A 22,853-nucleotide genomic window follows, 5' to 3' on the forward strand; every position below is an offset into this window, starting at 1 on the left:
TATTTAGTTTAAAATATAACGTGTTATTACTTCTGCAACACCATCATTATTATTAGATGCTACAATTATATCTGCTTTATCACGCAATTCGGGCGTTACATTATCTACCCAGACTCCAAGGCCAGCATATTCAATCATTGTTAAGTCATTTCCAGCGTTTCCAACTGCGATAATTTCACTTTGAAGAATTCCTAACTTATCTGCCAAAAGTTTCAAACTGGCCGCTTTATCAATTCCTTGCTGCGCTGCTTCTAAGAAAAACGGTTTCGACATAGAAACACTCAAATGCGGCATTGCTTCAATTAAATCTTTTTCAACCGTTTTCAAATAAGCCGGATCTTCTAATAAAATACATTTTACAGCAGGTCTGTCAACATATTCCTTAAAACTGGTCACTTTACGATGCACCATTCCAGTAATTTCTTTTTCGACTTCTATGTATGGCGAATCTGTTTCGCTTATAATTTCATTATCCAAATAAGTGATAATATGCGTTTTCATTTTAACACTGTAATCGTATAATTCATGAATCTGCTCTACAGTCAGCTTTTGTTCAAAAAAAACTAAATCGTCTTTTGCCCTGCTGATAATAGCACCATTAAATGAAATAATATAAGAATTATAAATATCTAATTGTAATTCTTTTGCATAAGCCGTCATTGCAGATGTAGGTCTTCCCGAAGCCAAGACTACGTAAACACCTTTGGCTTGTGCCTCTAATATTACTTTTTTATTTAAATCTGAAATTTTATGATCATCTGTCAACAAGGTATCATCCATGTCGAGCACCAGCATTTTGTATTGCATATTTTTTAGTTTCAGTCTCAGTTTTCAGTCTCAGTCTCAGTAACAACTGAAAACTGAGACTGAAAACTGAAAACTTTTAAAGACTCATTCTAAATTCTTCAATAACAGGATTTGCTTTTGCATAATCAGTTTCTTGAATAAAAACCTCAACAGCCAAATCTGTTCCGCCGAAACCTCCTAAACGAGCCGATTGAATATTATCTTTTTTTACGGTTTCTACTCCCGCAGTTTCTAATCTTTCCTGCAAAGCAATTGCTAATACTTCACTACCCGAAAACACCTTCATTAATCCCATGATATTCTATATTTATTCTAATATTATTTTTAATTGTTTTTGAAAATCTTCATTTTCGTTCATACCAACATGTCCCTGACCTTCCAAAGGATAAAAATAGGCATTTGATTTCAAAAGCTTTTTCAATCTTAATGAATTTTCACAAGGAATTAACTGATCATCAGTTCCATGAAAAATATAAATTGGAGCTTTAATTTTTGGAAGATATAAATTGGTTTCTAAACTAAACCTCTTCATAAAGTCTGGAAAAAAGGGAACTCTCGAACTTGACAATTCTAAAAAGTTGTAATATGGAGCCTGAAGGATTACTGCTTTTGGTCTATTTTCTAAAGCAAGTTTTGCAGCAAACCCAGAACCGATAGAATATCCAGCAATTATAATTTCATCTTCAGAATATCTCTTAGACAATTGCTTATAAACAATCGAAATATCTTTACTTAATTGTTCTTCATTTTCAATTTCACCTTCACTTTTCCCGAAACTTCTATAGTCCAAAATAAAAATATCGTAACCCAGTGAAGTATATATTTTAGCAATCTTGCCCCAAGTTTCTAATGTTCCGGCATTTCCATGAATATAAAAAATTAAGCCTTTGGATTTTTCTGCTTTAAATAACAATCCGTTGAGAATACTTCCATCAAAGGACTCGATGTTAATTTCCTCATACTTATGCTGATAATCAAATTTAAAGTTCTTTGGTAATTTTGAACTATGAAAAACTAATTCAACCTGATTGAAATAGACGTAAGATATTATTAAAACATAAACAATTAAAAAAAAGCACAAAAGTACAAATGCTAAAAATTTAAACGTTTTTAATATCTCCATTAATCAGTAATTATTTGTTTGTCGCAATTTTCAGTTTATTAGCCTGTTGACTGAAACTGAAAACTGAGACTATCTATTCTTCTTGAATATCGTCTTCTTCTTCGTCAAGTTCTTCCTCTCCTTCTTCATCCATATCAAATAAAAAAGGTTCAACTAACATTTTGTCAGCCAAAATTTCGATACGTTCTGTCAGGGTTTCAGCAAAAATCAAACGTTGTGTTTTTGCAATACTGCCAGAAATTCGCATAATCTTTGTTTCGTGTCTCAACCTTAAAATAGGATCTGCATCATCAAGGATCAGCATTTTTAATCGGTTAACATTGTAACCTGCCGTACTAAACATATCGTTTAATTTCGTTGGTGTTCCAATTAAGACATCGATTCCAGTTGAAATGTAATTTTTATCGTAATCCATGTCGCCTTTTTCATTTACGCCATACACCTCAAGATTGGTGTATTTTCCATATTTTTCAAAAAGCGCCACCATTTCCAATACCTTCACTTTGTCTTCGACAATAATCAAAGCACGAGGCGATTCTTCATTTTTTCCTGCTAACTGCTGAATGACATTTAAAACAATTGTAGTTGTTTTTCCACTTCCTTTTGGAGAAATAATAACACAATCGGCACCACTTTTTATGGTCGAAAATGTTTCCAGCTGCAATGCATTTGCTTCTGCCAAACCATTTTCAATTAATCCGTCTTGTAATTTCTCGTTTATTTTTTTTAGTTTCATTTTTTTTATGCTTTAAGCTTTAAGCATTAGGCCATAAGCTAAAATATTATACTTTTTTGTAAAGCCTAAAGCTTAAAGCTTAAAGCCTATTGCGCAAGACATCTACTTGCTTGCAAACAATTTCACATCGGTTTCAGAGATTTCGTTTCCTCCTAAAATAATCAATCTTTCGACTACATTTCGAAGTTCACGAATATTTCCTGTCCAATCGTATTCCTGCAATAATTTTATGGCTTGCGCCGAAAATACTTTCACTGCATTTCCCTGCTCTGATGCAATTTTTTCTGCAAAATGTTTTATCAAAGCTGGAATATCGTCACGTCTTTCATTTAACGGCGGTACTTTAATCAAAATAACAGCCAGACGATGATATAAATCTTCACGGAAACGGCCTTCGGCAATTTCTGTTTTTAAATCTTTATTTGTTGCAGCTACTACACGAACATCAACTTTAATATCTTTATCGGCACCAACTCTGGTAATCATACTTTCCTGAAGGGCACGTAAAACTTTGGCTTGCGCCGAAAGACTCATATCGCCAATTTCATCCAGGAAAATAGTTCCTTTGTCAGCGGCTTCAAACTTCCCCGCGCGATCTTTCACTGCCGATGTAAAAGCACCTTTTACGTGTCCGAACAATTCACTTTCAATCAATTCACTTGGAATCGCCGCACAATTCACTTCTATTAAAGGGAAATTAGCACGTTCGCTTTTTTCATGTAACTGATGCGCTACTAATTCTTTTCCAGTTCCGTTTGGACCTGTAATTAAAACTCTGGCTTCGGTTTGAGCTACTTTATCAATCATTAATTTAATATGATTAATTGACTCACTCTCGCCTATCATTTCGTAATTTTTGCTGACTTTTTTCTTTAGAATTTTATTCTCAACAACTAATTGTTTTTTGTCTAAAGCATTACGAACGGTATTTAATAAACGATTCAAATCCGGCGGTTTTGAAATGTAATCAAAAGCTCCTAAGCGCATAGTATGAATTGCTGTTTCCATATCGCCGTGACCCGAAATCATGACCATCGGAATTTCTGGTTTTATCTTTTTTACTTCTTCTAAAACCTCAACACCGTCCATTTTTGGCATTTTGATGTCACACAAAACCAAATCGTAATCGTTGTTTTTTATTTTTTCAAGCCCCGCAACACCATCCTCAGCTTCTTCAACCTGGTATGAATCATTTTCTTCTGATAAAATTTTTACCAAAACTCTTCTGATTGCTGCTTCGTCTTCTATAATTAGTATTTTACTCATTTTTTTTTAAGGTTCTGAGGTTCTAAGTCACTAAGGTTCTGAGGTTTTTCTAAAAGACACTAAAAAAATCTTAGCACCTCAGCACCTTAGAACCTTAGCAACTCCAAAAAATTAATATTTAAGCCACTTATACAATTCTTTCCAAGTTGGTTTTTTGCCGTACATTAAAATACCTACACGGTAAATTTTTGCAGCGAACCAGACAACAAGTAAAAATGTAGCAAACAATAATGATACCGAAATTGCGATTTGCCACCACGGCACACCAAACGGAATACGCATTAGCATTACAATTGGCGATGTTAATGGAATCATCGAAAAAATTACAGCAACGCTTCCGTGCGGATCATTAACAACTGTAAAAAATCCTATATAGACGCTTAAAATAAGAGGCATTATAATTGGCAGTAAAAACTGCTGCGAATCTGTTTGATTGTCTACTGCCGCGCCTATTGCAGCATAAAATGAACTGTACAGAAAATAACCTCCTATAAAATAAACCACAAAACCGATTATGATACTTGCAATTGGCAGGTTCCACAATTCAGCAATATACATTTGTGCAGATCCTGAAAGTTCGTGCTGTGTTGACTGCATTAACTCTGGTGAAATTCTGGCTGTTGGACCAACGTTAACTCCAAAAAATGCTGACGCTGCAAACATTAATCCCAAACCAATAATTGCCCAGATCATAAATTGTAAAATCCCTGCAAGCGATGTTCCTACAATTTTACCAATCATTAACTGAAATGGTTTTACCGACGAAATAATGATTTCTATAATTCGGTTTGTTTTTTCTTCAATTACACTTCGCATTACCATGTTTCCGTAGATGATAATAAACATCATAATCAAATAACCGAACGCACCGCCAATTCCTATTTTGATTTCATTTAAGCCTTTTAAACTTTCTTCACCAGAAGCTTTTATCAAATGAATATTAACTTTTGACTGTGCTTTTTGAATCGCTAGAGTGTCTAGTTTGGCTTTCTCGAGATTTAGTTTTGTAATTTTTGTTCCGATGACATCCTGTGTGCTTTCTACAAAAGAAATACTCGGACTATTATTCGAAATAAATTCAATTTTACTTTCTAAATCCTTTGTGTCATTTGTTTTTGGAATGACAATTAGACCACTGAAATTTTCTTTTGTAATACTGTCTTTTAAAGCCCTTACATCAATTGCAGATAAATCGAGATATTTGAACTCTGCTCCTTTTTTATTTTCTTTTAAGAAATCGGAAGCAAAAAGTCCAGTTTCGTCATGAATTGCAATACGCTTTGTATCGGCTTTCATCGAGCTCAAATAGCCAATAAAAACGGCTATTGCCACGAATAAAAGCGGACTCAAAAAAGTCATGACAACAAAAGATTTATTGCGGACTTTGGCAATAAATTCTCTTTTTATAATCAACGAAATGATGCTCATAAATATTTTTAATTTTTAAAACTTCAAATCCCAAATTCCAAGCTTTTACAATTGGAATTTGGAATTTCTATTTTGGAATTTTTAAATTTTATTTTCTGTTACTGTCTGAATAAAAATATCGTTTACACTTGGAATTTTTTCAACGAAATGTGTCACTTGTCCACGTTGTGTCAAAATATTCAATAATTCGTTTGGAGTTGCATTTCCTATTTGGATATTTAATTTTAAATCATCATTTAAGGATTTGAAATTTGCCGGTGCAACAGTAAATTTTTGTGTAATGTCATACATCAAACCTTCGACGTTATCAGTTAAAATTCCAACTTCAAAACTATTGGTTTTAAACTGACGTTTTACATCGCTTACTTTGCCTTCTATTAATTTATTCGATTTATGGATTAAAGCAATATGATCACAAAGTTCTTCAACACTTTCCATTCTGTGTGTAGAAAAAATAATTGTTGAGCCCTGCTCTTTTAATGCCAAAATTTCATCTTTTATAACATTGGCATTTACAGGATCAAAACCTGAAAAAGGTTCGTCGAAAATCAGCAGTTTTGGTTTATGCAAAACGCAGACTACAAACTGAATTTTCTGCGCCATTCCTTTAGAAAGTTCTTGGATTTTTTTGTTCCACCAGCCTTGAATTCCTAAACGATCAAACCAATATTCTAACTGCAGTTTTGCCTCAGCTTTAGAAAGCCCTTTCATTTGTGCCAAATACAAACATTGTTCTCCTACTTTCATAGAAGTATATAAACCTCTTTCCTCAGGAAGGTAACCAATTGTCTGCACGTGTTTTGGCTGTAATTTTTCTCCATCCAAAATTACTTCGCCGCTGTCGGGCATTGTAATTTGATTGATGATTCTGATAAGGGAAGTTTTTCCAGCTCCATTGGGACCTAATAGTCCATATATACTGCCTTTCGGCACATTTAATGAAACTTCGTTAAGCGCTACATAATCGCCATATTGTTTTACGACTTTATGTACTTCAAGTAAGTTACTCATGCTGTTTTTTAGATTTTCTGCGTCACTTTACCAATTATGGCTCTGCGACTGTAAAAGTAAATAATTCGAAGCGAACTTGTATTATAATACGCAAAAAACCCATTCTAATTTGCACTAGAATGGGTTTTTGATAGTATTACATTTTAGAAAAAGTTTCAATTATGAAAACATATCTTTTACTTTCTCAAAAAATGATTTCTCTGATTTCTCTGGACTTGGAACGAAATGATCATCGTTTAAAGCATTTTCAAAGAATTGTTTTTGTTCTTTATTTAAAGTTTTAGGAGTCCAAACATTTACGTGAACTAATAAATCTCCGCTTCCGTAACCGTTTAGACTTGGAATCCCTTTTCCTTTTAATCGTAAGATTTTTCCAGATTGAATTCCTTCTTCCAGTTTAATACGAACTTTTCCGTTGATTGCCTCAATATCTTTTGAAGCTCCCAAAACAGCTTCTGGGAAACTGATATATAAATCGTAGTGAACATTTTCGCCTTCACGTTTTAGGAATTCGTGCTCAATTTCTTCAATCGCAACAATCAAATCACCTGGAATACTATTTCCTGGAGCATCGTTACCTTTGTTAGAAACTTTTAACTGCATTCCGTCAACAACTCCCGCTGGAATTTTGATTGATACTGTTTCGTCTTCCTGAACCATTCCTTGAGCATCTGCCTCAGAAGGTCTTTTATCTAAAATTTGACCAGAACCACCACAAGTAGGACAAGTTGACGCTGATTGCATTCTTCCTAAAATGGTATTAGTTACACGCATTACCTGACCTTGACCATTACAAGTCGTACAAGTTTTATACGTTACACCTTTTGCCTGAACTTTACGTTTTACTTTTACTTTTTTCTCTACTCCATTTGCAATTTCTTCTAAAGTTAATTTCACTTTAATTCGAAGATTGCTTCCTTTTGCACGGCGAGGACCACCGCCTCCGCCTCCGAAACCGCCAAATCCACCTCCAAAAATATCACCAAACTGGCTGAAGATGTCATCCATATTCATACCGCCATGACCACCGCCAAATCCGCCAGAACCATCAAATGCTTGATGTCCGTATTGATCGTATTTTGCTTTTTTCTGCGGATCACTTAAAACTTCATAAGCTTCTGCCGCTAATTTGAAATTTTCTTCTGCCTCTTTGTCGCCTGGATTTTTATCAGGGTGATATTTCAGCGCACTTTTTCTATATGCTTTTTTTATTTCAGCAGCGTCAGCATTTTTTGAAATGCCTAGTATTTCGTAAAAATCTTTTTTCATAATAAAGGTTAAATTCCAAAACCTAAAATTCCAAATTCCAATCTTAAAACTGACTTTTGAAACTTTTGTTTGCTTTTTTTAGTTTCCGATTACTACTTTAGGAAAACGAATAATTTTGTCTCCTAATTTGTATCCTTTTTCAATAACGTCAACAATTTTCCCTTTTAATTTATCAGACGGAGCTGGAATTTGGGTAATTGCTTCAGCAAAATCAGCATCAAAAGCATCACCTGCTTTTACATCCACTTGTTCTAAACCTTTAGTTACCAAAGTACTTTTTAGTTTTTCGTGAATCAATTCAACACCTTTAGTTAAATTCTCATCTTCAGATTTGTTGATTTCTACCATTGCTCTGTCAAAATCATCTAAAACTGGAAGCATTGCTAACAAAACTTCTTGATTTGCAGTTTTAAACAAATCAATACGCTCTTTTGAAGTTCTTTTTTTGTAATTTTCAAATTCGGCAAATAATCTCAAAAACTTATCTTTTTCTTTAGCCAAGTCTTGAGCTAATTGCTCCTCAACACTTAATTCTTCAACAATTAACTGTTCTCCGTTGGCATTGTTCTCTAACGTTACGTCGTCTAATTCCTGATCGAATTCTGTATTTTCCGTAGTCATATTACTTTTATTTTTAAAAATATTTTTAAACTTCATTTTATTTTCTTTCTGTTGGATTGCAAAAGTACTGCCAAATCTTCTAAAATGTCAAATTGTCACTTTATTAATTATGAGTCTTTTAAAAAATGAAACGTAGCAAATAAAATTTAGTATAATTTTAAGACTATTACGTTATAGTTTATTTTATCTTTGAAGCATTAAAACTAAATCATTACCTATCAAAATTGAATTTAAGGGTTGGCCTCGGCCTCAAAATAATTATTAATTCAAATTTACCTTATATTAAAAAAAGCTTCGCCTTAAGAGACGAAGCTTTTTTTTGCTTTTTTACTACATTTTTTTACCCACAGAGGACACAAAGATTTTTCACAGAGTTTACAGAGATTTAAGTTGTGTTTACACAATCTAAACACGCAAAGCTTTGCGAACTCTGTGATTTTAGAAACTATACTTAAATAAGTCTTTGTGTTCTTTGTGGTTAAAAAAAAATCGCAAGCTTTAATTTAGCTTTGCGATTTATGTATGTTTGTTTAAAATCTCTACAACAAAAAATCTGCGTAAAAAAATTTATTGCACGGGCGGAGGGATTCGAACCCCCATCAACGGTTTTGGAGACCGCTATTCTACCCTTGAACTACGCCCGTAACTTAAGGTCGGCAAATTAAAAGCTTTTTTTCTTTACTAGCAAGTATTTCACTAACATTACAAAAGATTTCAGCGCATAAAATGCTAATAATTTACTAACCAAATCATATTCAAAGGTTTGCAAATTCCTCCTTTTTTATCAAAACAAAACTATGCGAAATAACCGCAAAGTTCGCTAAGTTTTTTTAGAGTGTGGTTTATAAAAAAACACAAAGTTCGCAAAGCGTTGTATTGATTTGGCTTTGCGAACTTTGTATTTTTTATACAGAAAGTAAAATAAATTTTAGCGTACTTTGCGGTTAACCTCTTATGCCAAAAAAGCATTTTTCAATCCTTCAAAATCAACTGTAACCTGTTCTCCTGTCACTAAATTTTTAAGTGCATAAGAATTTGACTCTATTTCCTGATCACCTGCAATTACTGCAAACGGAATCAGACGTTTATCTGCATATTGAAACTGCTTTCCAACTTTTACATTATCAGGATACAATTCTACTTTTATGTTTTCTTGTCTTAATTTTTGAATTGCTTTTGAAGCATACAAAGCTTCTTTATCTCCATAATTGATAAAAATAGCTTTTGAAGTCGCTGCAACAGTTTCTGGAAACAATTGCAATTCTTCCAAAACCAAATAAATTCGATCCAAACCAAAAGAAATTCCGACACCACTCATATTTTTCAAACCAAAAATACCAGTCAAATCGTCGTATCTTCCACCGCCTCCAATAGATCCCATCGAAACGGTTTTTGGAGCCGCAACTTCAAAAATAGCTCCAGTGTAATAATTTAAACCACGTGCCAAAGTCACATCTAAATCTAAAGTTGCTGTTGCCAATCCTAAAACGGCAACGTTGTCACAAATAAATTTCAATTCTTCAACACCTTTCATTCCTTCTTCCGAAGAAGCCAATAATTCTGAAAGCTGCTCAATTTTATCTGCAAATGTTCCGCTAAAGCTAAAAAGCGGCTGTACTTTAACCAACGCTTCTGCAGCAATTCCTTTTTCGATCATTTCCTTTTTTACGCCGTCTTCTCCAATTTTGTCTAGTTTATCTAAAGCAACCGTAAAATCGATCAATTTATCTGAAGCGCCAATAACCTCAGCAATTCCAGATAATATTTTTCTGTTATTAATTTTAATTGTAACGCCTTCTAATCCTAATGAAGTAAAAACGGTATCATACAACTGAACTAATTCTACTTCCTGCCAAAGTGATTTTGAACCAACAACATCGGCATCACATTGATAAAATTCTCTGTAACGTCCTCTTTGTGGTCTGTCTGCTCTCCAAACGGGCTGAATCTGATATCTTTTAAAAGGGAATTCAATTTCGTTTTGGTGCTGTACAACGTATCTTGCGAAAGGAACTGTCAAATCGTAACGCAATGCTTTTTCTGAAATTCTTCCAGTAAATTTATTCAACTCGATTCTCTGACTTAAATCTATTGTTTCGGCAGAATTTGACTGAAGTGCTTCGATAGATTCTGGCAATTCAATTTTATTTTTATTGAAGAAAAAATTTCCTGAATTCAATATTTTAAAAATCAAACGATCTCCTTCTTCCCCATATTTCCCCATCAAAGTATCTGAATTTTCAAACGAAGGAGTTTCTATTGGCTGAAAACCAAATTTCTCAAAATTAGTTTTGATTGTCTGAATAATATATTGACGTTTTGACACCTCTGCAGGCGAAAAATCTCTTGTCCCTTGTGGAATGCTTGGTTTTGAAGCCATCTTTTTTATTTTAGATTGTTGATTTTAGATTTCAGATTCCTTGAATCCTTACTTCTAAATTCTTTAACATTATTTTCTTTTAATTTTAATCGCCTGCAAATATCTTACTTTTTAAAATAAATAATAGCGCTTCGAAAACAAACTTGTAACAAAAAACGTATTTTCGTGACAAATTGGTCATGATGCTAAAATTATTTAAAGAAAATATTCGAATTGCGTTTGGTTCTATCAAAACACAATTACTGCGTACTATTCTTACCGTTTTAATTATCGCTATTGGTATAACAGCTCTGGTTGGAATTCTAACGGTGGTTTCTGCTTTAGAAAACACAATTTCTACCGATTTTGCGTCAATGGGAGCAAATACATTTAACATCAATCAATACGAAAATAAAGTTCGTAATCGTGGCGGCAACGAACGAGAAGTCATCAATCCGATTATTTCTTATCCCGAAGCTGTTGCTTTCAAAAATAAATACAAATATCCTTTTACAGAAACTTCTTTGTCATTTACAGCTACTACTACTGCCGAAGTGAAATATTTAGGCGAAAAAACAGATCCTGAAATTACAATTGTTGGAGTTGACGAACATTTTATTACTAATTCTGGTTTGGAAACAAGTTTAGGAAGAAGTTTTAATCAATTTGACGTTGAAAACAATACGTATTCCTGCATTGTTGGTTCTGACTTTGAAAAAGGACTTTTAAAAGATATTAATCCAATTGATAAAATCATCTCAATTCGAGGTGCCCGATTCAAAGTAATTGGTGTTCTTAAAGAGAAAGGTTCAACATTTGGAAACAGTCAGGATTTACGAGTTTTGATTCCGATTCAGGTTGCAAGATCTTTATTCACGGCACCAAATATCAATTATACAATTAGTGTTATGGTTTCTAAAAAAGAAGTTTTAGACCAGGCAATTGACAATGCAACAAGCACAATGCGAAGAGTGCGCAAATTAAGCCCCGTTCGTGACAATAATTTTGGCGTTGTTCGAAGCGATGATTTAATCAATAGAATTCTCGGAATTACTCAATACTTAGGATGGGCAGCGTGGATTATCAGCATCATAACGATTTTAGGATCTTCCATAGCTTTGATGAATATTATGATTGTTTCGGTTACAGAACGTACCCGCGAGATTGGTGTCCGTAAAGCTTTAGGAGCAAAAAGATCAACCGTAGCATTCCAGTTTTTTATTGAAACTTTATTGATCGGACAAATTGGAGGTTTAGTCGGAATCGTTTTGGGTATCTTGCTTGGTTTTGCTATTGCAGCAGCGATGAGCTTCGTATTTGTGATTCCGTGGATGGCAATTTTTGCCGCTTTTGCAACAAGTTTTTGCGTTGCATTGGTTTCTGGTTTATATCCAGCAATTAAAGCTTCTAAATTAGATCCTATTGAGGCTTTGCGATACGAATAGTTTTTTAGTATTCAGTTTTCAGTCTCAGTTTTCAGTTATTAGTGTTACCGAAAACTGTGACTGAAAACTGTGACTGAAAAACTCTAAATATTCCCTTTTATCATTCTGTCGTTATCGTAAATATCTTTTCGCAGCTCTACGTTTTTAAAATCCATATTTTCGAGCAATTCAATCATTTCTTTTCCAAGATATTGATTGATTTCGAAATATAATTTTCCTTTTTCAAAAAGGCGTTTTTGTGCCAGCGAAGCAATTTTTCTGTAAAAAATCAAAGCATCATTATCTTCCACGAAAAGTGCTAAATGCGGTTCGTAATCCAGTACATTTTTTTTGATTTCTTCTTTTTCTAAATTTCGAACATAGGGCGGATTCGAAACAATAATATCAAAATTACATCTTAGTTCTTCGGTTTCTAAAATATCCAAAAGAACAAAAGTCACATCGACATTATTTTTTACAGCATTTCTTTTTGCTGTTTCTATTGCTTTTTTAGAAACATCGATTCCATAAACCTCAGCATTAGGCAGATTTTTTGCCAGCGAAATAGCAATACAGCCGCTTCCGGTTCCAATATCTAGAATTTTCGTTTTTTTTGATTTATCTGGATTAGAATTTTCATTAATAATCCATTCTACTAATTCCTCAGTTTCTGGCCTTGGAATCAAAACATTTTCATTTACTTCAAAATCCAAACCGTAAAAGTTCGTTTTTCCTAATAAATATTGAATTGGAACTTCTTTTTTGAGCTGTTTTAAAAGCTCGTCCCATATAACAAAATCATTCTCTTCAAAAGTCAATTCATGATTTAATGCCAAATCAATCTGACGAAGCTTATGTTTTTCTTCCAGAATTAAATAAAAAAAACTCTCCGCTTCGTACGCATCGTAAAAAGGCGATAATTCTTTAATAAATTGAGTGCGGTATTGTTTAATTTTCATTTCAATTTTTTGAACATTATGTACCAGTTAAAAACTGATTTTTACAATTCAATAAGTCTCGTTAACACAAAATTGTTACAACTTCTAATTACAAAACTTTCAGCATCCAAATTGGACAAGAGCAATGTCCTGTTGACCCTAATGGCGCATCCAGATATTCAAAACCAGATTTTTTATACAACTTTTGTGCTGCATGCATAAAAGGCATTGTTTCTATATAACATTTTTCGAAACCAAAATCCTTTGCTTGCTCTAAACACTTTTCCATCATTTTGGACCCAATTCCTAAACCGCGGGTTTTGGGCAGAAAATACATTTTCTGCAATTCGCAGATTTTTGGATCCCCATTTTCCAAAGGCGCAATTCCAGCACAGCCTACAATTTCACCTTCACTTTCTACAACAAAATAGGAAGATTTTGCTTTACTATACTCTTCAAACATTAAATCCAAATAAGGATCTTCGTATGCAGTTCCGACTTTTGGAATCTCCATTTCGTCAAAAACTGATCTAATTAAACTCGCAACTGATTGATTATCTTCTTTTTCAATTGCGCGTATAAGCCAATTTACCATTTTTTTTAATCTAAAATATTATAAACGCAAAATAAAGGTAGTTATTTCTATAGTTTCTTCACTTAGTCATAAACTCAAAAATAACTACTTTTGCACCGTGAATATACATGAAAAATATATAAAACGCTGTATCGAACTGGCACAAAATGGGCTTGGAACTACTTATCCGAACCCAATGGTCGGAAGCGTAATTGTTTACGAAAATCAAATTATTGGTGAAGGCTGGCACAAAAAGGCCGGTGAACCACATGCAGAGGTAAATGCGGTTCGATCTGTGAAGGATAAATCACTGCTAAAAAAAGCTACAATTTATGTAAGTTTAGAGCCTTGCAGTCATTTTGGAAAGACGCCTCCTTGCTGCGACTTAATTATCGCAAATCAAATTCCGAATGTAGTTGTCGGAACGGTTGATCCTAATGAAAAAGTGGCCGGAAAAGGAATTCTAAAATTAATCGAAGCGGGAGCAAATGTTACGGTTGGAGTTTTAGAAGATGAATGCAACGAGTTGAACAAACGTTTTTTTACTTTTCATCAAAAAAAGAGACCCTATATTATTTTAAAATGGGCAGAGAGTCAAGACGGATTTTTAGCTCCTGAAAAAACAATCAGCCAGGATCGTAAACCTATTTGGATTACAAATACTTATTCTCGCCAACTGGTTCACAAATGGAGAACCGAAGAGCAGGCTATTTTAGTTGGAACACAAACTGTTATTGATGACAACCCTAAATTAAACGCCAGAAACTGGAGCGGTAATAATCCTGTGAGGGTTGTGATAGATCGGGAAAATAAAATTGACCAAAACAGTTTTATTTTTGACGACACCGTAAAAACTATTATTTTTTCTAATGAAAACAAAAAAACATCAACAGCAAACACGCAGTTTGAAGTAATTGATTTTAGTAAAAATATTATTCCTGAAATTTTAGATGTTTTATATAAAAATCAAATTCAATCGATAATAATTGAAGGCGGAAGACAAACTTTACAATCTTTTATAGATGAAAACGTTTGGGATGAAGCTCGAATTTTTGTTGGAAAACAAAGTTTTGGCAATGGAACAAAAGCTCCAATTATTTCAAGAAAAAACAACAGTAAAATTACTATTTTAAGCGACGAATTAATACAGATTAGAAATTATGATTGATACTATAATTTTTGACTTTGGAGATATTTTCATCAATTTAGACAAACCTGCCACAATTTCTGGTTTGCAAAAATTAGGAATGACAGAATGGAATAATGACTTTGATCAATTAAATTTTTCTTTTGAAACTGGACATATTTCTCCAGAAGATTTTATTGGCGGTTTTCAAAAACAACTTCCCAACGCATCCAAAGAAGAAATCTTAAAAGCTTGGAATGCTGTATTGGCAGATTTTCCTTTATACCGTTTGGAGTTCCTAAAAGAATTATCCAAAAAATATCGTTTGTTTTTGTTGAGTAATACTGATTCTATTCATATCAACACATTTGAAACAAAAAACGGAACTGCCTTTTATGAAGATTTTTATGGCTGTTTTGAAAAAGTTTATTTCTCCTTTGATATGGGATTAAGAAAACCAGATCCAAAAATTTATCAATTCTTGCTTGACAAACATAATCTATTACCAGAAAACACTTTATTTGTTGACGATAAAAAAGAAAACACCGACAGCGCAGCAGCTCTAGGCATTAAAGTCTGGAATCTTCAAGTTGGGAAAGAAGATGTTATTGACCTTTATAATAAAAATATAATTTAGAATACTGCTTTTGGAAATTAACGATACTTATCAAACTATTGCATCTCCATCTGAAGAAATGCTGTTTAAAGAAAAAGGCAGTAAATTCTTTGGCTATGCATTTCCGATAGATCATGAAGACGAAGTAAAACCAATTATTGAAGACCTTAAAAAACAACATCCGCATGCTGTACATTATTGTTATGCTTATCAACTGGGTGTTGGAAACAAAATTTCATATCGTGCTAATGATGACGGTGAACCAAGCAATACTGCAGGCGCACCAATTTACGGCCAAATACAATCTTTTGGAGTAACGAACGTTCTTGTTGTGGTTGTTCGAATTTTTGGAGGCGTAAAATTAGGAGTCGGCGGTTTAATTGCTGCTTATCGGACAACAGCTCAAATGACTTTAGAAACTTGCGAGATTATTGAAAAAACAATTGACGAATCATTTTTAATTTCATTTGATTATAAAAACATGAATAAAGTAATGCGTGTGATCAAAGAGAAAAAATTAGAAATAACTTCTCAAGAAATGGAAATGGATGAAATTTCTGGATTACCGATTGGCAAAATTACGATCAAAACGCGAAAAAAAAATGCCGAAACAGTGTTCAGCATTTTTGATTTAATGTTTGAAATTGATATTAAAATTGTATAAATTAGTATAAAATCTTTAAGCGATTTAACAATTATTCAAGCGATTTAAATATTTCTAAAATATAATCTGGAGGAGCTGTCGGACGACCTGTTTTTAACGAAATAAATACTAAAATAAACGTCGCAGTTGTTAATAACTCATTTGACTCATTATAGATCTCGCAGTCAAATTCAATCTTGACAGAAGAGTGACTTTTGAAAGTTGTATGAATTGTTAAAAGCTCATCGTATCTCGCCGATTTTTTGTAACTTATGTTCATGTTTACAATTGGCAGACCAATACCGCTTTCTTCCATGCTTTTATACGAAACCCCTTTATTTCTAAGCCATTCCACGCGTCCGATTTCAAAATAAGGAATATAATTTCCGTGATAAACGACTCCCATCTGGTCGGTTTCTGAGTAACGAACTCTTACTTGAGTCTGGTGATTTTTCATTATTTAGAGATTAAAAAAATTCAAATTTAAAAAGCCTACTTACAACTTTTTTTTATAAAATTAGATGTCAAAATATTTTTTTTTACAGAAATTTGTTCACATATTTGTTATCCCGAAATACGGAATAAAATTGCTCCTCATTTATTAGGAGAATCTTTATAACAATAATAAAAATTTATCTGAATCTATGACTAAAACTGCTCAATCGGTATGGGAAAACTGTTTGTCCTTTATAAAGGATAATATTCAAGATCAAGCATACAAAACTTGGTTTGAACCAATCAAATCAGTTGAGCTAACCGATAACGCATTATACATTCAAGTTCCAAGTAAATTTTTCTACGAGTGGCTCGAAGAGCACTATGTAAAATTATTGAAAGTTGCGCTTACCAAAGAACTGGGAAAAAACGCAAAGTTACTCTATAAAATTAAAATGGAGAACACTTATGGTAACAAACAGCCGTTTACCGAGCAGCTGCCAAGTTCCAACAGAGTGCCGATGAAACCGCAAGAGGTTGATGCTCCGTTTAAAAACTTAAATCCTGAACTAAAAAATCCATTTGTAATTCCTGGAATTAGAAATTTAAAAATTGAGTCTCAGTTAAATCCGAACTACAGCTTTGATAATTTCTTAGAAGGAGATTCTAACCGTTTGGCTCGTTCTGCAGGTATGGCTGTTGCCAACAAACCTGGAGGAACTTCATTTAATCCGTTATTGATATTTGGAGGAGTTGGTTTAGGAAAAACACACTTAGCACATGCTATAGGTGTAGAAGTAAAAGATAAATATCCTGAAAAAACAGTTTTATATATTTCTGCTGAGATTTTTACACAGCAGTATATTGATTCGGTAAAAAAGAATAATCGTAATGATTTCATTCACTTTTACCAATTAATAGATGTTTTAATTATTGATGATGTTCAGTTCCTATCTGGAAAATCAGGTACACAAGACGTGTTTTTCCATATTTTCAACTATTTACATCAAAATGGAAAACAAGTAATCTTAACTTCAGATAAAGCTCCTGTTGATATGCAGGATATTGAACAAAGATTATTGTCTCGTTTCAAATGGGGATTGTCTGCAGAATTGCATCAGCCTGATTACGAAACCCGTATCTCGATCCTAAAAAACATCTTATATCGTGATGGTGTTGAAATGCCAGAAGATATTTTAGAATATGTGGCTCGAAACATTAAAACAAATGTTCGAGAACTAGAAGGCGCCATTATTTCGTTAATTGCTCAATCTTCTTTCAACAAAAAAGAAGTTACAATCGAATTAGCGAAAAGCGTTGTAGAGAAATTTGTTAAAAACGTAAAAAGAGAAATCTCAATCGATTATATCCAAAAAATCGTTTCAGATTATTTCCAGTTAGATATTGAAACACTTCAATCGAAAACCCGAAAGAGGCATGTTGTGCAAGCAAGACAATTAGCAATGTTTTTTGCTAAAAAATTCACCAAAGCTTCTTTAGCCAATATCGGTTCACAAATTGGAGATCGTGATCACGCAACTGTTCTTCACGCTTGTAAAACAGTCGACAACTTAGTTTCTACAGACAAACAATTTAAAAAGTTTGTTGAAGACATCAATAAAAAACTAACGCTTTAAGACGCATCATGCCTGTAAAAATCCTAATGGTTTGTTTAGGGAATATCTGTAGATCTCCCTTGGCAGAAGGAATTTTAGCTTCTAAATTACCTAAAGATAAATTCTTTGTTGATTCAGCCGGAACAGGTTCTTGGCACGTAGGCCACTGTCCTGACAAACGATCAATCGAGGTTGCCAGAAAAAATGGCATCAATATCAGCGGACAAAAAGGCCGACAGTTTAAAACCAGTGATTTTGATGAATTTGATTACATATTTGTAATGGACAATTCAAATTTTAATGATGTAAATCATCTTGCTAAAAATCCTGAACACAAAAACAAAGTTCATTTGATTCTAAATGAATTATTTCCCGACGAAAATGTAGACGTTCCAGATCCATACTTCGGTGCTACAAACGGATTTGAAAATGTGTATCAAATGCTGGACGAAGTAACAGACTTGATCGCCGAAAAACTAATCAAAAAACACGCTTAATTTAATTCAATTGTTTCAAAAATGAGATAATTGAATTTTTTAATTTTAAACATATACACATGAAACTTCTAGGAAAACTATATTTAATTCCAACCACAATGGGCGAAAGCGATCCGATGGATGTTTTACCTCAAACAGTTAAAAGAAGTATCGAACTCATAGACCACTATATCGTTGAAAACGATAAAACCGCTAGAAAATCAATTAAAGCGGTTTATCCAGAGAAAAAGCAATCCGAATTGGTGCTTTTTACTCTTAACAAACGTACTGAACCAAGCGAACATTTAGACTTTATCAAACCTTTATTAGAAGGGAAAAATATGGGTTTAATGAGCGAAGCAGGATGCCCAGGTGTCGCTGATCCTGGTGCTGTGATCGTAAAACTAGCACACGAAAAAGGAATTCAAGTTGTACCTTTGGTTGGACCATCTTCTATCCTACTTGCTATGATGGCTTCAGGAATGAATGGCCAGAGTTTTACTTTCAACGGATATTTGCCAATTGACAAAGACGAGAAAAAATCGGCATTGAGACATTTTGAGAAATTATCTTTTGATAAAAACCAATCACAGATTTTTATTGAGACTCCTTACAGAAACAACAAATTGGTTGAAGATATTTTGCAGATTGTAAGTCCGTCAACACATTTATGTATCGCCACAGATATTACACTGCCGACAGAATTCATTAAAACAATGAAAATTGCCGACTGGAAAAAACTGAAAGTTGATTTACATAATAGACCAACGATTTTTATTATCCATAAAATGTAGACTAACTCAAACCATCATCCATGAAAAAACTTTTATTTCTGATTTTAATTTGTGCTGCCCAAAGTTCATTCTCTCAAGCAACTAAAACTGTTAGTGTTCTTTCTGACGATGAAAATCATGTTTACAATACCGCAGGAATAGATATTAAACCAGAGTTTCCGGGAGGATTAAATGAATTTTATAAATACATAGCTCAGAATTATAAAATCCCACACGAAAAGCCCATTACCGTAAAAGGAAGAATTGTCGCCACTTTTGTTGTTGAAAAAGACGGTTCGTTAAATGAAATAAAAATTGTAAAAGATCTCGGTTTTAACACAGGAAATGAAGCAATTAGGGTTTTAAAGCTATCTCCTAAATGGAATTCAGGAAAATTAGAAGGACAAGATGTTAGGGTTTTATTTGCTATCCCTATAACAATCAATTAAATTTTCAATTGGTCTTCCTTTTTATTAAATAAGTTTTTCTCCTAATCAAACTTCAAGCATGAGCAAACTCCCAAACGTAACCACAAGCATTTTCACGGTAATGTCAAAAATGGCAGCCGAATACAATGCGATAAATCTTTCGCAGGGATTTCCAAATTTTCCTGTAGATGAAAGATTAACAGATATAGTTGCAAGATTAGCGAAGGAAAACGTTCACCAATATACTCCAATGGCAGGTTATCCTCCGTTGATGAATAAAATTACCAAACTAATTCAAGATTCTTACAACAGAACAATTAATCCTGATTTAGAACTTTTAGTTACAGCGGGCGCTACGCAGGGAATTTTTACTTCAATTTTAGCTTTAGTAAAAGAAAATGATGAAGTAATTATTCTCGATCCGAGTTATGATTCTTATGAATCTCCTGTTTTACTTTGCAAAGCAAAACCAGTTCGAGTTGCCTTAAACGATGATTATACGCCGAATTGGGAAACGATAGAAAAAGCTTGTTCTGCAAAAAGCAGGATGATGATTATCAATAACCCGCATAATCCGACTGGAAAAATTTTAACTGAAAATGATTTTGTTCAGCTAAAAAACCTTCTCGAAAAATATCCTGACATTATCGTTTTATCTGATGAAGTTTACGAATATATTACTTTCGAAGAAAAACATATTTCTGCTCACACCAAAAATTTCCTTTTACAACGTTGTGTAATGGTTTCCTCTTTCGGAAAATCATTTCATATAACAGGCTGGAAAATTGGTTATACCATTGCTCCAGAACATTTAATGAAAGAAATCAAAAAAGTGCATCAGTTTTTGGTTTTCAGTGTTAATAGTATTTCTCAATTTGCCATCAACGAATATTTAGACGTTGTCGATGTCAATCTTCTTGGAAAATTTTATCAGGAAAAAAGAGATTACTTTCAAAAATTACTTCAAAACAGCCGATTTGAATTAAAGCCCTGCGAAGGAACTTATTTTCAAGTCGCTTCATATGCCAATATTTCAAACGAAGACGATGTGAGCTTTTGCAAAAATCTAATCATTAACCATGGCGTTGCAGCAATTCCGATTTCGACTTTTTACTCTGATCATAAAGATCAAAAATTAATTAGGTTTTGTTTCGCCAAAGACGACTTTACGCTTGAATCTGCTGCAAAAAAATTATGCGAAATATAAAATTTTTCAAAATTTTATAACATTATTATGCATGCATCCTATTTTATTTAACTAATATTGCAAAAAAAGAAAAAGTATGAGCTATACAGACAAAATGTTACGTGATGATGCTTTACAAGGCAAAGTCATTGTCGTTACAGGCGGCGGAAGTGGTTTAGGTAAAGCTATGACCAAATATTTTCTCGAATTAGGAGCTCAAGTAGCGATAACTTCTAGAGATCTGGAAAAGTTAAAAACTACAGCTGCCGAACTGGAAAGCCAAACTGGGGGCAAATGTCTTCCTTTGCAATGCGATGTTCGTCATTATGAAGAGGTAGAAAACATGCTTCAAGAAGTTTTAAAGGCTTTTGGAAAAGTGGATGTTCTTTTAAATAATGCAGCAGGAAATTTTATTTCGCCAACAGAAAGATTGTCAGCCAATGCATTTGATACAGTTATAGATATTGTATTGAAAGGCTCTAAAAACTGTACACTTGCGTTTGGAAAACACTGGATCGACACGAAACAAACTTCGGCAACGATTTTAAATATAGTAACTACTTATGCTTGGACAGGATCTGCTTACGTTGTACCTAGTGCTACAGCAAAAGCAGGGGTTTTGGCAATGACAAGAAGTCTTGCTGTAGAATGGGCAAAATACGGAATTCGTTCTAATGCAATTGCTCCAGGACCTTTCCCAACAAAAGGAGCTTGGGACAGATTACTGCCTGGAGATTTATCTGAAAAATTTGATATGGCTAAAAAAGTGCCATTGAAAAGAGTTGGTGATCATCAGGAATTAGCCAATTTAGCAGCTTATTTAGTATCTGATTTTTCAGCCTATATCAATGGAGATGTAATCACAATTGATGGAGGTGAGTGGTTGAAAGGCGCAGGCCAATTCAACTTGTTAGAAGCAATTCCAGAAGAACTTTGGGATCAGCTTGAAATGATGATTAAAGAAAAAAAGAATAAATAATTACAAGTGCTTACTAAATTCAGAATATTTTTTTAAAACTATACTGATTGCACGAAATCCCGAAGGTTTACTTTCGGGATTTTTTTTAAAATAAAAACAAACATTTTAACCATATAAGTGATATAAGTTCAGTTAAGTACTGTTTTGCTTAAAAAATTTTCCGCTTAAATTTACTTATATTACTTATATGGTTTAAAACAGATAATATGTTTAGCGATTCAGTTAAATTATTATTTTTGCCAAACAAATATCAAACAAAAATTTTATGCTCATTATTGGAATTGCAGGAGGAACAGGAAGTGGAAAAACCACAGTAGTACACCAAATTATGAATGAATTGCCACACACAGAAGTTGGGGTGATTTCTCAAGATTCGTACTATAAAGAAACAACCAATTTGTCTTTTGACGAAAGAGCATTAATTAATTTTGATCATCCGCGTGCTATCGATTTTGAATTGTTAGAAAAACATTTAAAAGCTTTAAAAGCTGGAGAAACAATCGATCAGCCTGTTTATTCTTTTGTACAGCACAATAGAACAGATGACACGGTTTCAACTCATCCTCGAAAAGTAATGATCGTAGAAGGAATTCTAATTTTAACAAATCCGGAATTACGTGAAATGTTCGATATCAAAATCTTCGTTCACGCAGATTCTGATGAAAGATTAATTCGTCGTCTAAAAAGAGATATTTCAGAACGCGGACGTGATATTGACGAAGTTTTAAACCGTTACCAAACGACTTTAAAGCCTATGCACGAGCAATTTATCGAGCCGTCTAAAGCTTTTGCAGACATTATTATCCCTAATGACAAATACAATACAGTAGCAATTGATGTAGTTCGTGCAGTAATTAATCAGCGAATTTCATAATTTTTATCGTAAATTTAAACCATAATAATAAGGAGCTGTTTCCCGCTATTCGTTACAATCTTTTGTGTCTCGTTAAAGAAACGAGACACAAAAGGATTTTCACTGCTATCGGGGCTAAACAACACCAATCATATTCAAAACAATA

General features: G+C 33.4%; 24 protein-coding genes and 1 tRNA gene. 11 read left to right on the top strand and 14 right to left on the bottom strand.

The window, feature by feature from the left end; genetic code table 11:
• Positions 1-3: 3 nt before the first annotated feature.
• From QE431_RS17370 to hisS, 11 genes are all read right to left on the bottom strand, one after another.
• Positions 4-807 (bottom strand): Cof-type HAD-IIB family hydrolase, encoded by an 804-nt coding sequence (locus tag QE431_RS17370; protein WP_307298422.1) that lies wholly within the window; start codon positions 805-807, stop codon positions 4-6.
• Positions 808-883: 76 nt separating this feature from the next.
• Positions 884-1,102, bottom strand: coding sequence for a putative signal transducing protein (locus QE431_RS17375; RefSeq protein ID WP_281866465.1), 219 nt, complete (start codon positions 1,100-1,102; stop codon positions 884-886).
• A gap of 12 nt (positions 1,103-1,114) precedes the next feature.
• Positions 1,115-1,930 carry an alpha/beta hydrolase gene (locus QE431_RS17380; protein WP_307298427.1) on the bottom strand — a complete coding sequence of 272 codons (816 nt, stop codon included), beginning with the start codon at positions 1,928-1,930 and terminating at the stop codon, positions 1,115-1,117.
• A 73-nt stretch (positions 1,931-2,003) separates the two neighbouring features.
• Positions 2,004-2,666 carry a DEAD/DEAH box helicase gene (locus QE431_RS17385; RefSeq protein WP_307298429.1) on the bottom strand — a complete coding sequence of 221 codons (663 nt, stop codon included), beginning with the start codon at positions 2,664-2,666 and terminating at the stop codon, positions 2,004-2,006.
• A gap of 102 nt (positions 2,667-2,768) precedes the next feature.
• On the bottom strand, positions 2,769-3,932 hold the full coding sequence (locus tag QE431_RS17390) for a sigma-54 dependent transcriptional regulator (protein WP_307298430.1): 1,164 nt from the start codon (positions 3,930-3,932) through the stop codon (positions 2,769-2,771).
• Between the two features lie 111 nt (positions 3,933-4,043).
• Complete coding sequence (locus tag QE431_RS17395) at positions 4,044-5,360, bottom strand: ABC transporter permease (protein WP_307298433.1); 1,317 nt, start codon at positions 5,358-5,360, stop codon at positions 4,044-4,046.
• Between the two features lie 81 nt (positions 5,361-5,441).
• Positions 5,442-6,371, bottom strand: coding sequence for an ABC transporter ATP-binding protein (locus QE431_RS17400; RefSeq protein ID WP_134139701.1), 930 nt, complete (start codon positions 6,369-6,371; stop codon positions 5,442-5,444).
• A 159-nt stretch (positions 6,372-6,530) separates the two neighbouring features.
• On the bottom strand, positions 6,531-7,640 hold the full coding sequence (gene dnaJ, locus QE431_RS17405) for a molecular chaperone DnaJ (RefSeq protein WP_057116941.1): 1,110 nt from the start codon (positions 7,638-7,640) through the stop codon (positions 6,531-6,533).
• 78 nt (positions 7,641-7,718) lie between these two features.
• Positions 7,719-8,297, bottom strand: coding sequence for a nucleotide exchange factor GrpE (locus QE431_RS17410; protein WP_057116942.1), 579 nt, complete (start codon positions 8,295-8,297; stop codon positions 7,719-7,721).
• A 537-nt stretch (positions 8,298-8,834) separates the two neighbouring features.
• Positions 8,835-8,905 (bottom strand) — tRNA-Trp (locus QE431_RS17415).
• Between the two features lie 308 nt (positions 8,906-9,213).
• A complete protein-coding gene (gene hisS / locus QE431_RS17420; protein ID WP_307298439.1) occupies positions 9,214-10,641 on the bottom strand; it encodes a histidine--tRNA ligase in 1,428 nt (475 codons plus the stop codon).
• Between the two features lie 179 nt (positions 10,642-10,820).
• Between hisS and QE431_RS17425 the strand changes: the two genes are divergently transcribed.
• Positions 10,821-12,065: an ABC transporter permease gene (locus QE431_RS17425; RefSeq protein WP_307298441.1), complete on the top strand. Its 1,245-nt coding sequence runs from the start codon at positions 10,821-10,823 to the stop codon at positions 12,063-12,065.
• Between the two features lie 83 nt (positions 12,066-12,148).
• Here the strand turns inward: QE431_RS17425 and prmC are convergent, their stop codons facing one another.
• Positions 12,149-13,003 (bottom strand): peptide chain release factor N(5)-glutamine methyltransferase, encoded by an 855-nt coding sequence (gene prmC / locus QE431_RS17430; RefSeq protein WP_057116945.1) that lies wholly within the window; start codon positions 13,001-13,003, stop codon positions 12,149-12,151.
• An 88-nt stretch (positions 13,004-13,091) separates the two neighbouring features.
• Positions 13,092-13,577, bottom strand: a complete 486-nt coding sequence (locus QE431_RS17435; protein ID WP_307298445.1) for a GNAT family N-acetyltransferase — start codon at positions 13,575-13,577, stop codon at positions 13,092-13,094.
• A gap of 97 nt (positions 13,578-13,674) precedes the next feature.
• On the opposite strand from QE431_RS17435, the gene ribD reads away from it, so the two are divergent.
• The 3 genes from ribD to QE431_RS17450 are packed head-to-tail and all read left to right on the top strand — an operon-like array spanning position 13,675 to position 15,962.
• Entirely contained in the window at positions 13,675-14,724 is a 1,050-nt protein-coding gene (ribD, locus tag QE431_RS17440; RefSeq protein WP_307298447.1) for a bifunctional diaminohydroxyphosphoribosylaminopyrimidine deaminase/5-amino-6-(5-phosphoribosylamino)uracil reductase RibD, read from the top strand.
• Positions 14,717-15,319 (top strand): HAD family phosphatase, encoded by a 603-nt coding sequence (locus tag QE431_RS17445; protein WP_134139693.1) that lies wholly within the window; start codon positions 14,717-14,719, stop codon positions 15,317-15,319. The genes ribD and QE431_RS17445 overlap by 8 nt, the downstream gene beginning before the upstream one ends.
• Positions 15,320-15,329: 10 nt before the next feature.
• On the top strand, positions 15,330-15,962 hold the full coding sequence (locus tag QE431_RS17450) for a YigZ family protein (protein ID WP_134139692.1): 633 nt from the start codon (positions 15,330-15,332) through the stop codon (positions 15,960-15,962).
• 31 nt (positions 15,963-15,993) lie between these two features.
• Here the strand turns inward: QE431_RS17450 and QE431_RS17455 are convergent, their stop codons facing one another.
• Positions 15,994-16,398: a thioesterase family protein gene (locus QE431_RS17455; RefSeq protein WP_134139690.1), complete on the bottom strand. Its 405-nt coding sequence runs from the start codon at positions 16,396-16,398 to the stop codon at positions 15,994-15,996.
• Between the two features lie 187 nt (positions 16,399-16,585).
• Here QE431_RS17455 and dnaA point away from each other — a divergent pair, with 187 nt between their 5' ends.
• From dnaA to udk, 7 genes are all read left to right on the top strand, one after another.
• Positions 16,586-18,013 carry a chromosomal replication initiator protein DnaA gene (gene dnaA / locus QE431_RS17460; protein WP_057116951.1) on the top strand — a complete coding sequence of 476 codons (1,428 nt, stop codon included), beginning with the start codon at positions 16,586-16,588 and terminating at the stop codon, positions 18,011-18,013.
• A gap of 8 nt (positions 18,014-18,021) precedes the next feature.
• Positions 18,022-18,489 carry a low molecular weight protein-tyrosine-phosphatase gene (locus QE431_RS17465; protein ID WP_307298455.1) on the top strand — a complete coding sequence of 156 codons (468 nt, stop codon included), beginning with the start codon at positions 18,022-18,024 and terminating at the stop codon, positions 18,487-18,489.
• 59 nt (positions 18,490-18,548) lie between these two features.
• Entirely contained in the window at positions 18,549-19,262 is a 714-nt protein-coding gene (locus QE431_RS17470) for an SAM-dependent methyltransferase (protein WP_113676235.1), read from the top strand.
• A 20-nt stretch (positions 19,263-19,282) separates the two neighbouring features.
• On the top strand, positions 19,283-19,690 hold the full coding sequence (locus QE431_RS17475; RefSeq protein WP_307298458.1) for an energy transducer TonB: 408 nt from the start codon (positions 19,283-19,285) through the stop codon (positions 19,688-19,690).
• A 58-nt stretch (positions 19,691-19,748) separates the two neighbouring features.
• On the top strand, positions 19,749-20,876 hold the full coding sequence (locus QE431_RS17480) for a methionine aminotransferase (RefSeq protein ID WP_307298459.1): 1,128 nt from the start codon (positions 19,749-19,751) through the stop codon (positions 20,874-20,876).
• A 76-nt stretch (positions 20,877-20,952) separates the two neighbouring features.
• Complete coding sequence (locus QE431_RS17485; protein ID WP_307298462.1) at positions 20,953-21,834, top strand: SDR family oxidoreductase; 882 nt, start codon at positions 20,953-20,955, stop codon at positions 21,832-21,834.
• Between the two features lie 265 nt (positions 21,835-22,099).
• Positions 22,100-22,708: a uridine kinase gene (gene udk, locus QE431_RS17490; RefSeq protein WP_057116957.1), complete on the top strand. Its 609-nt coding sequence runs from the start codon at positions 22,100-22,102 to the stop codon at positions 22,706-22,708.
• Positions 22,709-22,853 lie beyond the last annotated feature (145 nt).

This window comes from Flavobacterium sp. SORGH_AS_0622 (genome assembly GCF_030818825.1).
GTDB lineage: Bacteria > Bacteroidota > Bacteroidia > Flavobacteriales > Flavobacteriaceae > Flavobacterium.

Coding starts and splice junctions, on each gene's coding strand:
- QE431_RS17370 (WP_307298422.1), bottom strand. CDS start 807: ATGCAATACAAAATGCTGGTGCTCGACATGGATGATACCTTGTTGACA.
- QE431_RS17375 (WP_281866465.1), bottom strand. CDS start 1,102: ATGGGATTAATGAAGGTGTTTTCGGGTAGTGAAGTATTAGCAATTGCT.
- QE431_RS17380 (WP_307298427.1), bottom strand. CDS start 1,930: ATGGAGATATTAAAAACGTTTAAATTTTTAGCATTTGTACTTTTGTGC.
- QE431_RS17385 (WP_307298429.1), bottom strand. CDS start 2,666: ATGAAACTAAAAAAAATAAACGAGAAATTACAAGACGGATTAATTGAA.
- QE431_RS17390 (WP_307298430.1), bottom strand. CDS start 3,932: ATGAGTAAAATACTAATTATAGAAGACGAAGCAGCAATCAGAAGAGTT.
- QE431_RS17395 (WP_307298433.1), bottom strand. CDS start 5,360: ATGAGCATCATTTCGTTGATTATAAAAAGAGAATTTATTGCCAAAGTC.
- QE431_RS17400 (WP_134139701.1), bottom strand. CDS start 6,371: ATGAGTAACTTACTTGAAGTACATAAAGTCGTAAAACAATATGGCGAT.
- dnaJ (WP_057116941.1), bottom strand. CDS start 7,640: ATGAAAAAAGATTTTTACGAAATACTAGGCATTTCAAAAAATGCTGAC.
- QE431_RS17410 (WP_057116942.1), bottom strand. CDS start 8,297: ATGAAGTTTAAAAATATTTTTAAAAATAAAAGTAATATGACTACGGAA.
- hisS (WP_307298439.1), bottom strand. CDS start 10,641: ATGGCTTCAAAACCAAGCATTCCACAAGGGACAAGAGATTTTTCGCCT.
- QE431_RS17425 (WP_307298441.1), top strand. CDS start 10,821: ATGATGCTAAAATTATTTAAAGAAAATATTCGAATTGCGTTTGGTTCT.
- prmC (WP_057116945.1), bottom strand. CDS start 13,003: ATGAAAATTAAACAATACCGCACTCAATTTATTAAAGAATTATCGCCT.
- QE431_RS17435 (WP_307298445.1), bottom strand. CDS start 13,577: ATGGTAAATTGGCTTATACGCGCAATTGAAAAAGAAGATAATCAATCA.
- QE431_RS17445 (WP_134139693.1), top strand. CDS start 14,717: ATGATTGATACTATAATTTTTGACTTTGGAGATATTTTCATCAATTTA.
- QE431_RS17455 (WP_134139690.1), bottom strand. CDS start 16,398: ATGAAAAATCACCAGACTCAAGTAAGAGTTCGTTACTCAGAAACCGAC.
- dnaA (WP_057116951.1), top strand. CDS start 16,586: ATGACTAAAACTGCTCAATCGGTATGGGAAAACTGTTTGTCCTTTATA.
- QE431_RS17465 (WP_307298455.1), top strand. CDS start 18,022: ATGCCTGTAAAAATCCTAATGGTTTGTTTAGGGAATATCTGTAGATCT.
- QE431_RS17470 (WP_113676235.1), top strand. CDS start 18,549: ATGAAACTTCTAGGAAAACTATATTTAATTCCAACCACAATGGGCGAA.
- QE431_RS17475 (WP_307298458.1), top strand. CDS start 19,283: ATGAAAAAACTTTTATTTCTGATTTTAATTTGTGCTGCCCAAAGTTCA.
- QE431_RS17480 (WP_307298459.1), top strand. CDS start 19,749: ATGAGCAAACTCCCAAACGTAACCACAAGCATTTTCACGGTAATGTCA.
- QE431_RS17485 (WP_307298462.1), top strand. CDS start 20,953: ATGAGCTATACAGACAAAATGTTACGTGATGATGCTTTACAAGGCAAA.
- udk (WP_057116957.1), top strand. CDS start 22,100: ATGCTCATTATTGGAATTGCAGGAGGAACAGGAAGTGGAAAAACCACA.